This is a genomic window from Cupriavidus sp. 2KB_3 (assembly GCF_052115685.1).
Classification (GTDB): domain Bacteria; phylum Pseudomonadota; class Gammaproteobacteria; order Burkholderiales; family Burkholderiaceae; genus Cupriavidus; species Cupriavidus campinensis.
In genome coordinates this window covers 1-11,831 of record NZ_JBFRHD010000027.1, presented here as the reverse complement: position 1 = coordinate 11,831, position 11,831 = coordinate 1, and the positions used below count along the sequence as shown (strand labels likewise).

The 11,831-nt window shown below is 68.4% G+C and carries 13 protein-coding genes; 2 read left to right on the top strand and 11 right to left on the bottom strand.

Going from position 1 to position 11,831, the window contains the following annotated elements:
• Positions 1-43 precede the first annotated feature (43 nt).
• The 3 genes from AB4120_RS24325 to AB4120_RS24315 all read right to left on the bottom strand — a co-directional run bounded on the left by AB4120_RS24325 (position 44) and on the right by AB4120_RS24315 (position 4,006).
• Complete coding sequence (locus AB4120_RS24325; RefSeq protein ID WP_441642956.1) at positions 44-2,275, bottom strand: xanthine dehydrogenase family protein molybdopterin-binding subunit; 2,232 nt, start codon at positions 2,273-2,275, stop codon at positions 44-46.
• A gap of 73 nt (positions 2,276-2,348) precedes the next feature.
• A complete protein-coding gene (locus AB4120_RS24320; RefSeq protein ID WP_149137991.1) occupies positions 2,349-3,332 on the bottom strand; it encodes an FAD binding domain-containing protein in 984 nt (327 codons plus the stop codon).
• 2 nt (positions 3,333-3,334) lie between these two features.
• Complete coding sequence (locus AB4120_RS24315) at positions 3,335-4,006, bottom strand: (2Fe-2S)-binding protein (protein ID WP_392388538.1); 672 nt, start codon at positions 4,004-4,006, stop codon at positions 3,335-3,337.
• A gap of 257 nt (positions 4,007-4,263) precedes the next feature.
• Between AB4120_RS24315 and gcvA the strand changes: the two genes are divergently transcribed.
• A complete protein-coding gene (gene gcvA / locus AB4120_RS24310) occupies positions 4,264-5,157 on the top strand; it encodes a transcriptional regulator GcvA (protein WP_149137992.1) in 894 nt (297 codons plus the stop codon).
• Here the strand turns inward: gcvA and AB4120_RS24305 are convergent.
• From AB4120_RS24305 to AB4120_RS24275, 7 genes are read right to left on the bottom strand one after another with little or no spacing between them, the layout of a single operon-like run.
• Entirely contained in the window at positions 5,154-6,350 is a 1,197-nt protein-coding gene (locus AB4120_RS24305; RefSeq protein ID WP_149137993.1) for a CaiB/BaiF CoA transferase family protein, read from the bottom strand. The two genes, gcvA and AB4120_RS24305, sit on opposite strands and share 4 nt — an antisense overlap.
• Positions 6,351-6,352: 2 nt before the next feature.
• On the bottom strand, positions 6,353-6,763 hold the full coding sequence (locus AB4120_RS24300; protein ID WP_149137994.1) for a PaaI family thioesterase: 411 nt from the start codon (positions 6,761-6,763) through the stop codon (positions 6,353-6,355).
• The gene (locus AB4120_RS24295; protein WP_149137995.1) at positions 6,760-7,752 is read right to left on the bottom strand and encodes a tripartite tricarboxylate transporter substrate binding protein; all 993 of its coding nucleotides are present in this window, start codon (positions 7,750-7,752) and stop codon (positions 6,760-6,762) included. The genes AB4120_RS24300 and AB4120_RS24295 overlap by 4 nt, the downstream gene beginning before the upstream one ends.
• A gap of 42 nt (positions 7,753-7,794) precedes the next feature.
• Positions 7,795-8,598 (bottom strand): enoyl-CoA hydratase/isomerase family protein, encoded by an 804-nt coding sequence (locus tag AB4120_RS24290; RefSeq protein ID WP_149137996.1) that lies wholly within the window; start codon positions 8,596-8,598, stop codon positions 7,795-7,797.
• Positions 8,599-8,609: 11 nt separating this feature from the next.
• On the bottom strand, positions 8,610-9,374 hold the full coding sequence (locus AB4120_RS24285; RefSeq protein WP_149137997.1) for an SDR family NAD(P)-dependent oxidoreductase: 765 nt from the start codon (positions 9,372-9,374) through the stop codon (positions 8,610-8,612).
• Between the two features lies 1 nt (position 9,375).
• Entirely contained in the window at positions 9,376-10,539 is a 1,164-nt protein-coding gene (locus AB4120_RS24280; RefSeq protein ID WP_149137998.1) for a thiolase family protein, read from the bottom strand.
• Positions 10,540-10,551: 12 nt separating this feature from the next.
• Entirely contained in the window at positions 10,552-10,914 is a 363-nt protein-coding gene (locus tag AB4120_RS24275) for a Zn-ribbon domain-containing OB-fold protein (protein ID WP_149137999.1), read from the bottom strand.
• A 234-nt stretch (positions 10,915-11,148) separates the two neighbouring features.
• On the opposite strand from AB4120_RS24275, the gene AB4120_RS24270 reads away from it, so the two are divergent.
• Positions 11,149-11,670: an RrF2 family transcriptional regulator gene (locus AB4120_RS24270; RefSeq protein ID WP_149138000.1), complete on the top strand. Its 522-nt coding sequence runs from the start codon at positions 11,149-11,151 to the stop codon at positions 11,668-11,670.
• Positions 11,671-11,714: 44 nt separating this feature from the next.
• On the opposite strand, the gene AB4120_RS24265 is transcribed toward AB4120_RS24270, so the two are convergent.
• Positions 11,715-11,831: IS3 family transposase (locus AB4120_RS24265; RefSeq protein WP_441641843.1), on the bottom strand; the 117-nt coding region annotated here is incomplete at its 5' end.

Sequence of the window (11,831 nt, the reverse complement as noted above, 5' to 3'; positions counted from 1 at the left end):
CTCCCGCGCTCGGCCAGCCATCGCTATATATATAGGCCATCGGCTAGGCGGCGGCCCGGCCGGGCGCGTCCATCAGCTTCTCCATCGTGATGGGCAGGTCACGGATGCGCTTGCCCGTGGCGTGGTAAACCGCGTTGGCCACCGCCGCCGCAAAGCCGGTAATGCCGATCTCCCCGATGCCGCGCGCGCCGAACTCATTGAAGGCCAGGTCGGGGTAGTCGAGCAGGATGACGTCGATGTCGGGCTGGTCCGCGTGCACCGGCATCACGTACTCGGCGTAGTTGTTGTTGCCGGGAAGGCCGTTGCGCTCGTCGTATTCGGTGGCCTCGAAGAGCGCCATGCCTACGCCCATGACGATGGCGCCTTCCACCTGGTTGCGCGCCGTGAGGGGATTGATGACGCGGCCCACGTCGATGGCGCTGACCACGCGCGCCACGCGCAGGCGCGAGATGCCGGGGTCCCAGCGCACCTCTACGAAATGTGCCCCGAACGACATGAATGACATCTTGTCCGTGGGCGTGCCGCCGGTGCGGGCATGGCCCTCGGCGCTGGCAAAGCGCTGCGCGGTCAGCACGGCCGGGTAGTCCACGGTGCGCTTTCCATCGGTCAGGCGTGCGTTCTCGAAGCGAAGCGACTCGGGCTTCGCCCCGGCGAAGGGCGCGCCCTCCTGCGTGGCAAACTCGCGCAACTGGCCGATGGCGTTGCGCGTGGCCTCCGCGATGGCCGGCAAGACGCTGGCCGTGGCCCACGAGCCGCCCGAGACCGGTGCCGCCGGGAACGAGGAATCGCCAAGCTTGACCTCGATCTTCTCGAACGGCAGGCCGGTCAGCTCGCTTACCGTCTGCGCCGCAATCGTGTAGGTGCCGGTGCCGATGTCCTGGATCGAGCAGATCACCGATGCCGTGCCGTCGCTGCGCAGTTGCACCCGCGCCTCGGCTGGCGTGCGCCAGGCATCCCAGTTGCAGACGGCCACGCCATAGCCGGCAATCTCGTCACCCACGCGCATCGCGCCGATACGCGGATCGCGCCTGGCCCAGCCGAACTTGCGGGCGCCCTGCTCGATGGCCTCGCGCAGGTGGTTGCTGGACCACGGCAGGTTGGTGCTTTCATCGCGCGTGGAGATGTTGTCGAGGCGGAACTGCACCGGGTCCTTCTGGCATGCCAGCGCCAGTTCGTCGATGGCCGATTCGAGTGCGAACAGGCCCGGCGCGGCGCCGGGCGCGCGCATGGAGGTGGGCGCGCCCCGGTGCACGTCGATGGTGTGGTGCGTCACCAGCACGCTCGGGCACGTGTACAGGCTCGACGTCATGCCACCGAAGTTCTCCACGTACTGTTCGATAAACGACGTGGTGTTGATCGACTCATGCCGGATCGACGTGATCTTGCCGTCGGCGCCCGCCGACAGCCGGAGGCGCTGCTTCGTCTCCGGCCGCTGCCCTGTGGTCGTGAACATCTGCGCGCGTGGCACCACCAGCTTCACCGGGCGCCCGGTCATCTTCGCCGCTGCGCAGGCAGCCACCGAGTGCGGCCACAGGAACAGCTTCGCGCCGAAGCCGGAACCGATGAACGGCGCGTCTACGCTCACGCTCTCCGGTGTGAGTCCGAAGATCTGCGCCAGCGTGTTGCGATGAACCAGCACGCCTTGCGAGGCCTCGTAGAGGTGCAACTCGCCACCCTCCCACCACGCCACCGTGGCGTGCATCTCCATCGGGTTGTGGGTCTCCACCGGCGTGTGGTACACGGCATCGACGCGGACCGGCGCGGCATCGAAGTCCCGGGCCGGCTCGCCACGCGAATGACCGCGCCCGCCGTCCTGCAACTTGCCGGCCGCCATGCCCTGCTCCAGATTGGCGAGTGCCTTGGCCGGGGCATACGTCACCTTGACCAGTTGGGCCGCCTCGCGCGCGTGCTCGTACGTGTCCGCCACGACCAGCGCGACAAACTGGCCGGCATAGTGCACCTTCGCGTCCTCGAACGGCAGGCGGTGCTCATCCGTGATGCCGGCGGTCAGGATCGTGGCCGGCGAGATCGGCGCCTTGGGCGCGCGGTAGAGCCGCAGGAAATTGTCGTGGTGCAGGACGTTGACCACGCCCGGCACGCCACGCGCGGCCGCGGTGTCGATGGCCGTGACGCGCCCGCTCGCAATCGTGCTGAATACGCCGTAGGCATGCAGCATGCCGGGCAAGTTCCGGTCCGCCGTGTAGAGCGCGGCGCCGGTGACCTTGAGCCGACCGTCGATACGGCGCGGCGACGCGCCGATGGCATTCTTGTTCACGCTGGACTCCCGTTGTCGAGTGAAGGTCCGCTGGACCGGGGGGCTGGATTGTGGGCCGGATCGGGGCAGCCGCTCAGGCAACGAGCCGCGACAGGTTGCGCGACACCGCCTGCTGGCCGAGCAGCAGCTTGAAGCCGTTCTGGCCGTACGACTGCGCGCCCGCCATCGCGGCGGCGGCGGTCTCGCGGATCAACGCGTCCGTCACCGGCTTGCCGCGCAGCACCGCCTCCGCGTTGGCGGCCCGCCACGGCTTGGTGGTGACCCCGCCGAGCGCGATGCGCACGTCCCGCACGGTGCGGCCATCCAGCACCACCACCACCGCGCTCGATGCCAGCGCGAACTGGTAGGAGCCCCGGTCGCGCAGCTTCAGGTAGGCGGACCGGCTGTTCGGCAGCGGCGCATCGAGCGTGATGTGCGTGATCATCTCGTCGGCTTCCAGCGCGTGCTCCTTCCACGGCGTTTCGCCGGGCAGCAGGTGGAAATCCGCGAACGGGATGTCACGCCGGCCCTTGGGCCCCTGCACGTGAATGGTGGCGCCGATGGCGACCATTGCCACGCACATGTCTGACGGATGCGCGGCGATGCACTGGTTGCTGCCGCCCAGCACCGCGTGCACGTTGCGGTTCAGCCCGTCGATGGCCGGGCAGCCCGAGCCCGGCACCCGCTTGTTGCACGGCGATACACCATCGCGGAAGTAGCCGCAGCGCACTCGCTGCATCACATTGCCGGCCGTGGTGGCCTTGTTGCGCAGCTGGGTGCTGGCTCCGGACAGCAGCGCCTGAGACAGCGCCGGGTGGTGCTTGACGATGTGCGGATGGCGCGCCAGATCGGTGTTGCTGACCATCGCGCCAATCCGCACCCGGCCGTCGCCGGCCACCTCGACCTGGTTGAGGCCGAGCTTGTGGATGTCCACCACGCGGGGCGGGTGCATCACGTCCAGCTTCATCAGGTCCAGCAGGGTGGTACCGCCGGCCAGGTAGGCGGTCTCGGGCGTGCGCGCGTGCAGCGCGATGGCCTGCTCCACGTCCGCCGCGCGGGCATATTCGAAGGTTCGCATGGCTAGGCCCCCTTGATCTTGCCGCGCGCGTCCTGGATGGCCGCGACGATGTTCCGGTAGGCCCCGCAGCGGCAGATGTTGCCGCTCATCGCCTCGCGCACGGCGGCGTCATCGGCCGGGATGCGCTTGTCGCCAAGCACGCCCACGGCGCTCATCATCTGGCCGGCGGTGCAGAAGCCGCACTGATAGGCGTCGTGGTCCCAGAAGGCCTGCTGCACCGGGTGCAGTGTTCCTTCGCGGGCCAACCCTTCGATGGTGGTGATCTCGTCACCGTCATGCATCACCGCGAGCGACAGGCAGGCGTTGACCGCCACGCCGTTCACGTGCAGCGTGCACGCCCCGCATTGACCGTGGTCGCACCCCTTTTTGGTGCCTGTGAGGTGCAGTTGATCGCGCAATACGTCCAGCAGCACGGCATTGGGCGCCACCGTAAGCGACTGGAGCGTGCCGTTGACCTTGAATTTCACCGCGTGGCCGGCGCTGGCCTGCGGCGCGGTGGACGCCGCCGGCACGGTGGCTTCGCCCGCGGCATGCACACTTCCTGCCACCCCGACCCCCGATGCGCTGACGCCGACCGATTGCAGGAAGCGTCGTCGCGAGATGTCCGGCATGTTCGGGGGTTGCACGCCGCCGGTGCCGGCACGGCCACCATTCTGCTGACAAGAGTCTTCCATTTCCCGTTCTCCTTGAGCGCGAGCGGCGCAAGTTCACGACGAACTTTGCAGGATTGTCATCTGGCGAAATTGTCCAGACATTGGCAAGCGGCAGGCTTGCGAAGCCGGACGAGACAGTGTGGGTGTTTGCAGCCTTTACAGTATTCGAACAAGCGCTTCGGTTTTTCAAGATCTGGCGCGCGCCTCTTTTACAAGCAGCACGAGTAGCCACGACGTATGATTGAGAAATTCTCAAACGTGTCGCCGTTCCCCCTAACATGGACCGCCTGCCCCCGCTCAACGCCGTGCGCGCCTTCGAAGCCGTCGCGCGCCGGCTCAGCATCACCATCGCCGCCACAGAGTTGCACGTTACGCCCGGCGCGGTCAGCCGGCAGATCCGCACGCTCGAAGATGCGCTTGGCATCCAGCTGCTGGTGCGCGGCCATCGGCAGATCACGCTCACGCGTGCCGGCGAGGACTACTACCGTGCGGTCACCAAGGCGATGGACGGCCTGCGCGAAGCCACCGTCCGCCTGACCCGGCGGACCCGCCGCACGCAACTGAAGGTGCGCGCCTACACGACGTTCGCCATGCGCTGGCTGATTCCACGGCTGTCCAGTTTCCATGCAGCCAATGCCGGCATCGAGGTACTGCTCACCGCCTCGCTCGATGAGGTGGACTTCCGACGCGAGGACATCGACGGCGCCATCCGCTTAGGCGACGGCAAGTGGAGCGGCGCCAACGCCTATCGACTGGTGCCGAACATCCTCCTGCCCGTGTGCAGCCCCGCGCTGGCGAAGCAGGTACGCAAGCCCGCCGACCTGCAACGCCAGGTGCTGCTGCATTCGATCGCCCGGCCCGAGGACTGGGGCTTCTGGCTCGCCTCCACCGGCGCGGACAAACTCGTCGATGCGCGCAGCGGCATGACCTACCAGAGTTCGGCGATGGCCTACATGGCGGCGCTCGAAGGACAAGGCTTCGCCATCGCTCAGCGCTTCCTGGTGGAAGACGACCTGACCAGCGGCAAGCTCGTGGCACCGTTCCGGCAGGCCGTCGACATGGGCGACTTCACCTACTACCTCCTCACACCGGTGGACCGCGCCGAAAGCACCAGCATGGCCACCTTCCGCGCGTGGCTGCTCGCGCAGTTCCAGGGTCCGGCAGCTGGCTAGGCGCAGTGGATGGCCCGGCTTGCATCCAGCGCCGCGATATCGCTATCCGCATAGCCGAGGTCGCGCAGCACGGCGCGCGTATGCTCGCCGCAGGCCGGCGCGGGCCCCATCGGCGCCGCATTGCTGACGGCACTGTCGATCGGGAACCCCGGCATGCGGATCGTGCCGAGGGCGGCGTGGGAGATATCGGCGAACATCTGGTTGGCTGCCACCTGCGGATGCTGTGCCACATCCTCATAGGTGGCCACGCGGGCGCAGAGAATGTCGACGGCCTGCAGCGCCGCCAGCCACGCATCGGTGCCGCGCGTGACGAAGACCGCCGTCAGCGCCTCCACCATCGCCGCGCGGTTCGCCACGCGCAGCGGCGAGGTGGCGAAGCGCGGGTCGTCGGCCAGCGCGGCGAGTCCGAGCGTCTCGCACAGCCGGCGCCAGCGGTCGGGCATATAGGCCGCCACCATGATCCAGCCGTCCGCCGTGCGGAAGGCCTGGTTCGGCGCCGAGTAAGGCGCGGCGCTGCCGGCCCGCACCGGCAGGTCGCCATCGGCCAGATAGCTCGCCAGCGATGACTGCTGCAAGGCCAGCGCGGCGTTGAACAGGCTCACGTCGAGATGCCCGCCGCGCCCGTCGCGCGCCCGCTGCGCCAGCCGGGCGAGGATGCCGACCACGGCGACGTAGCCCGTCATCACGTCCACCACCGGCGCCTGCACCTTGCACGGCTCGCCGCCCTCCACACCGATCAGGCTCATCAGGCCCGAGTCCGCCTGGATGATGCCGTCCACGCCGGCACGGTCCGCGTAGGGGCCTTCCTGCCCGTAGGCCGAGATCGAGCAGTAGATCAGCGCGGGGTGCTCCTGCGCGAGATCGGCGTGGCCCAGCCCCAGCCGCGCCATCACGCCGGGCCGCATGCTCTCCACGACGATATCGGCGGTGGCCACCAGCCGGCGCGCCACGTCGAAGCCCTCGGGCCGCTTGAGATCGATCGACACGCCGAGCTTGTTGCGGTTGAACCCGTGGAACAGCGCGCTGTCCGCGCCGATCCAGCCCGGGCCAAGCCCGCGCCCTATTTCGCCGCCCGGGGGCTCCACCTTGATCACGCGGGCACCCATGTCGGCCATGAGCATGGTGGCCGTCGGGCCGGCGCCGATCTGCGTGAAATCGACGACGGTCAGTCCTTCCAGAGCTTGGCGGAGCATGGTCATGCCTCCCGGTTCGTGCGGGACCGCTTGAAGGTGCCCTGCGCGGTGGCGATGCGCTCGCCAGCATCGGTCAGCAGCTCAGCCGACGAAAAGTAGATGCTGCGGCCCGCATGGGTGACGGTAGCCACGGCACGCACGCGGCCCGTGCTGACCTTGCCGAGGTAGCTGATCGTCAGCATCAGCGTCACGGCGTTGCCCAGCGCGCTGCCGTGGGTGCCTTCTTCCTGATGCAGCCCGGCGTAGCCGCAGGCGGCGTCCAGCAGCGTGGCGCTGACGCCGCCCTGCAGCGAGCCCTGCCGGTTCAGGTGGCGCGGCTCGATATCGAGCGCGAAGGTGCACGCGCCGGGGCCGACGCGCTCGCGCTGCACGCCGAGGAATTCGAGCAGCGGGTTGTTCAGATCCGGGTTCACATCGCCACCTTGATGTCGTTGTCGCGGATCACGCGCTGCCAGCGCGCCAGCTCGCGGACGATATAGGCCCGGAGTTCGTCGGGCGTGGAGCCCTTGGCCTCGAAACCCTGCTTGCGGAACTGCTCTACCACCTCGGGCGCCTTCAACGCGGTCAGCAGTGCGGCGTTCAGCTTGTCCACCACCGGGCGCGGCGTCTTGGCCGGGGCGAGCAGGCTGTACCAGAGTTCGGCGTCGTAGCCCTTCAGGCCGGCCTCGTCGAACGATGGCAGGTCCGGCATCAGCGGCGTGCGGCGCTTGCCCGCAATGCCGAGCGCGCGCAGCTTGCCGGCGCGTACGTACTGGATGGCCGATGCGAACGTGGCGAACGAGACCTGTACCTGCCCGCCCATCAGGTCCGTGATGGACGGCCCGGTGCCGCGATACGGCACGTGGAGCAGCTCGGTCTTGTTCATGCGCGCGAAGACCTCGCCGGCCAGATGCTGCGGCGTGCCGGGCCCGGGGCTGCTGTAGCTGATCTTGCCGGGATGGGCCTTGCTGTAGGCCATGAACTCGGCGAGCGTCTTGTAGGGCTGATCGGGATTGGCCACCAGCATCAGCGGCACCGAGCCGATCAGTCCCACAGGTTCGAAATCGCGCTCGATCTGGAACGGCACCTTCATGCCCAGGTAGGGGTTCATCGTGATCTGGCTGGAGGCGATGACCAGCGTGTAGCCATCGGCCGCAGCATGGGCGACCAGATCGGCACCGAGGTTGCCGCCCGCGCCGGGCCGGTTCTCGATCACCACCGGCTGGCCGAGCTGCTTGCTCATCTGCGGCGCGATCAGTCGCGCCAGGATGTCGTTGCCGCCGCCGGGCGCGAACGGCACGATCAGCGTGACGGGCTTGGTGGGGAATGCCGGCTGCGCGCTGGCCGGGGCGGCGGCGCCGAGCGCGCAGGCCAGCCCCAGCATCATCCTGGCGATGCGGAAGATGCGGAATCGTGTGGTCATGGTTGTCTCCTGAATGTCGTTATGGGATGGGGTGGACCGCCCTCAGCGGCCCGTGAAACTTGGCGGCCGCTTCTCGGCGAATGCCTGCCGCCCTTCGGTGCGGTCCGCCGTGTCGCGCAGCACGCCCCAGTAGAGTTCGGTCAGCGCCTGCGCGTCGGCCTCGCCAAGGTGCGCGGTCTGGCGCGACAGCTTCTTGGTGGCCTGCACCGCCAGCGGGGCGTTGCGGGCCACGCGGTGCGCCAGCATGAGCGCCCGCTCGCCCAGCATGGCCGCCGGCACGGTCTCGCTTACGAGGCCGATGCGGTGCGCCTCGGCGGCATCGATGCGCTCGCCGGTCAGCACCATCTGCATCGCATGGGCGGCGGGCACCGCCTTGAGCAGCCGGTGGAGGCCGGAGACGGCCGGAATCGATCCGACCGCTGCCTCGGGCAGGCCGAAGGTGGCGTTGTCGGATGCAATCCGCATATCGCACTGCAAGGCCATCTCCAGCCCCGCGCCGAGGCAGTGCCCGTTGACCGCCGCGATCAGCGGCTTCCACAGCGCCAGCCCGGACAGGTCCATCAGGCGGATATAGAGGCCGAGGTCGGCGGCGGGGTCCGGCGCCTGGAACAGCGCTTCCGCGTAGCTGGCCGGCGAGGTGCGCGTGCCCTTGAGGTCTGCGCCCGCGCAGAAGGCGCGCGTGCCGGCGCCGGTGAGCACGGCTACGCGGATATCGTCGCGGTCCCGGATCTCGGTCAGGTGGGCGCGCAGGGTGCGCAGCGCGGTCACGTCGAGCGCGTTGAGTGCCTCGGGGCGGTCGAGGGTCAGCACGGCCACCGCGCCGTCAAGGGTGAGGTGCACAGTCATGACGCCCCCTCCTACACGCTGGGCGACGACAGGCTGCGCCCGCCGCACACGTAAAGCGTCTGGCCGGTGACGTAGGACGCCTCCGGGGCCAGGAAGAAGTGCACGGCATTGGCGATATCGGCCGCCGTGCCAATCCGCTGCACCGGCACCGACTTCTGGAGCTTCGCCTGCACGTCTGGCGCGAAGTTGCGGAACAGCGGCGTGTCGACGATGCCCGGCGCCACCGCGTTCACCGTCACGCCCTTGCCGGCGAACTCGATGGCCAGCGAGCGCGTCAGGCTGACCACGCCGCCCTTCGCCGCCGAGTAGTTGGCCTGCCCGAAGCCGCCGAGCCACGCCCGTGACGAGATATTGACGATGCGGCCATAGCCCCGCTCGACCATGCCGGGCAGCGCGGCCCGGCAGCACAGGAACTGGGAGCGCAGGTTGGTGTTGATGACGAGGTCCCAGTCGTCGTCCGTCATCTTGAGGAAGCGCATGTCGCGTACGGCGCCGGCGTTGTTGACCAGGCCATCGACGGGGCCGATGGTGGCCGAGACATGGGCGAAGGCCGCGTTGACGGCGTCGCCATCGGTCAGGTCCACGGTCACGCCCATGGCGCGGTGGCCGGCGTGGACCAGCCCGCCCACCGCGTCAGCCAGCGCCGTGGCATCGCAGTCGAACAAGGCTACGGTCATGCCCGATTCGGCCAGCCGCGTGGCGATGCCGAGGCCAATGCCGCGCGCGGCGCCGGTGACGACGGTGACCCGCCCGGTTTCGGAAGTGTTCGCATTCATCTCAGACTCCCAGCACATGCACCGACGAGGCGGCGTGATCCACGCCGGCGATGCCGCCGCCCGTGCATTGGGTCAGGCCGATCCGGGCCCCTTCCACCTGCCGGCTGCCGGCGCGCCCCTGCAGGTGCCACATCACTTCCACCATCTGCGCGATGCCGGTGGCGCCGAGCGGATGGCCTTTGGCGAGCAGGCCGCCACTGGGGTTCACCGGCACCCGTCCGCCCAGCCGCGTGGCGCCCGAGCGCAGCAGCGGCACGGCCTCGCCATGGGGCGCGAGGCCCAGCGCCTCGTAGTAGAGCAGTTCGGCGATAGTGAAGGCGTCGTGCAGTTCCACCACGTTGACGTCCGCCGGGCCGAGTCCGGCCTGTTCGTACGCCTGCCGTGCGGCGCGGGCGGTGATTTCGGCGTCGAGGATATCGTCGTCGGCCTGCTCGCGCATGCCGGAGACCACCACCGACGACAGCACCCGCACCGCCTTGGCCTTGGCCTTGGCCTTGGCCTGCGCCGGGCGGCGCGTGCTCAGCACCACCGCTGCCGCGCCGTCGACCTGCGAGGGGCAGCACTGCAGCAGCGTCAGCGGGTCGGCGATCATGCGTGAGGCCAGCACTTCCTCGGCCGTGACCGCCGTACGCTGCTGGGCGAACTCGTTCAGCGTGCCGTGGTAGCGGTTCTTCACGGCAACGGCGGCCAGGTCCTCGGGCGTGGCGTCACGCTCGTGCAGGAAACGCGTGCCGCGCATCGCGTAGACCGCTGGCAGCACCATGCCGGCGTTCGCGTAGCACTCTGTCTTGTAGTCATTGCGTTGCAGCGGGATGGTGCCGCCGCCGAGCGCGGTGAGTTGCTCGATGCCGAAGACCAGCACCGTCTCATACTGCTGGGCCAGCAGCGCGTGGCGCGCCAGATGCACGCCGGTGGCGCCGCTCGCGCAGGCGTTCTCGACGTTGTAGACGGGAATACCGCGCAGGCCGAGATCGCGCACAATCAACTGGCCCAGGATCATGCCGCCGAGCACGTTGGCGCAGTAGACGGCTTCGATGTCCTGTAGCGAGACGCCCGCGTCGTCCACGGCCTTGAGGATGGCCTGTTGGGCCAGTTCGGGGGCCAGCACGCCCGGGTGTCGGCCGAACGGCGTCATCGCGCCGCCGGCAATATAGATGTCTTGCATGAATCGCTCCGCTCAGTCCTGGGTGGCGTGGAATACGTAGCCGTAGGTGTCGTCCGGCTCGGGCCGGTAACGGTCGCCGATGGCGGGCCGGTCCTTGCCGAGCAGGCGGCCGAAGATGCGCACCGGGCCAGCGAAGTCCACATAGCCCAGCGCGTACGGCGGCTGGCCGGTCTTCGGCGCGGGATGGATCACGGTGAAGCTGTAGACGGTGCCGGGGCCGGTCACCGCCACCGGCGCATGGTGCGGCGCAAGCGGCGAATGGTCGGCCACGGCCGGGAACACCCACTCGCCGGTGCGCGTGTCGCGGGATGCCATCAGCGTCGGCGGTGTCTGGGGGGCGCCGGGGCGCCAGAGGGGGAAGGATTGCGTCGTCATGCTGGTCTCCTTGTCGTGGGTCGTTGGCTGGATAGTGGTACGCCGGTGAAGCCACGACAAACGAGAAATCCGGACGCCTCGATTGACTTTTTCTCAAGCGAAGGGGCCGGGGAGCGCCCGGCTAGTACTGTATTCGAACAAGCACTTCGGGTTTTCAAGGTCTCTGAGTAGCCTTGCTGTCGTGCCGGCGCTGGTGTAGGCTTGCAACTACGATCTATTGAGTCCTAGTTATAAATGTCCCATATCAGCACGGGTGTCGAGTACGGGCTGCATTGCCTGCTCTATCTGTCCCGCTCCAACATGGCCGTGGAAGAGGCCAGCGTGCGCGACCTGGCCGAGTTGCAGGGCATTCCCACCGAGTTCCTGGCCAAGCTGTTCACCAAGCTCGCGAAGGCCGAACTCGTGGTGGCCACCGAAGGCATCAAGGGCGGCTTCCGGCTGGCTCGTCCGCCTTCCCGTATCTCGGTCTATGACGTGATCGTCGCCATCGACGGCGACAAGCCCCTGTTCGAGTGCCGGGAAATCCGCGAGCGCAGTGCCGTATTCGAGGGCTGCCCACCGGCCTGGGCGACGCGCGGCGTGTGCACTATCCACGCGGTCATGCTGTCCGCCGAGAAGGCGATGCGCGCCGAGCTGAAGAATCACACGCTGGCCGACATTGCCGAGCGAACCGTGGAGAAAGTGCCCGCCGCCTACGGCGGTCAGGTGGTGCAGTGGCTGACCGACCGCGCGGCCAACCGGCGCAGCGCCAAATAAAAAAGGGCGATCCTGAACTGACCCCCTAAAGTTGGACGGGTAAGTTAGGCCGCGGCCAAGGGCTGGGTCCTGTATTGCACAGGACTCAGCCCTTTTAGCTTGAGCTTGATGCGGTCGTGATTGTAGTACCGGATGTATTCGGCTATGCCACGACGCAACTG

Excerpts from the sequence above, each read along its gene's own strand:
- AB4120_RS24320 (WP_149137991.1), bottom strand. The coding sequence starts at position 3,332 with ATGCGAACCTTCGAATATGCCCGCGCGGCGGACGTGGAGCAGGCCATC.
- AB4120_RS24315 (WP_392388538.1), bottom strand. The coding sequence starts at position 4,006 with ATGGAAGACTCTTGTCAGCAGAATGGTGGCCGTGCCGGCACCGGCGGC.
- gcvA (WP_149137992.1), top strand. The coding sequence starts at position 4,264 with ATGGACCGCCTGCCCCCGCTCAACGCCGTGCGCGCCTTCGAAGCCGTC.
- AB4120_RS24305 (WP_149137993.1), bottom strand. The coding sequence starts at position 6,350 with ATGCTCCGCCAAGCTCTGGAAGGACTGACCGTCGTCGATTTCACGCAG.
- AB4120_RS24295 (WP_149137995.1), bottom strand. The coding sequence starts at position 7,752 with ATGACCACACGATTCCGCATCTTCCGCATCGCCAGGATGATGCTGGGG.
- AB4120_RS24290 (WP_149137996.1), bottom strand. The coding sequence starts at position 8,598 with ATGACTGTGCACCTCACCCTTGACGGCGCGGTGGCCGTGCTGACCCTC.
- AB4120_RS24285 (WP_149137997.1), bottom strand. The coding sequence starts at position 9,374 with ATGAATGCGAACACTTCCGAAACCGGGCGGGTCACCGTCGTCACCGGC.
- AB4120_RS24280 (WP_149137998.1), bottom strand. The coding sequence starts at position 10,539 with ATGCAAGACATCTATATTGCCGGCGGCGCGATGACGCCGTTCGGCCGA.
- AB4120_RS24275 (WP_149137999.1), bottom strand. The coding sequence starts at position 10,914 with ATGACGACGCAATCCTTCCCCCTCTGGCGCCCCGGCGCCCCCCAGACA.
- AB4120_RS24270 (WP_149138000.1), top strand. The coding sequence starts at position 11,149 with ATGTCCCATATCAGCACGGGTGTCGAGTACGGGCTGCATTGCCTGCTC.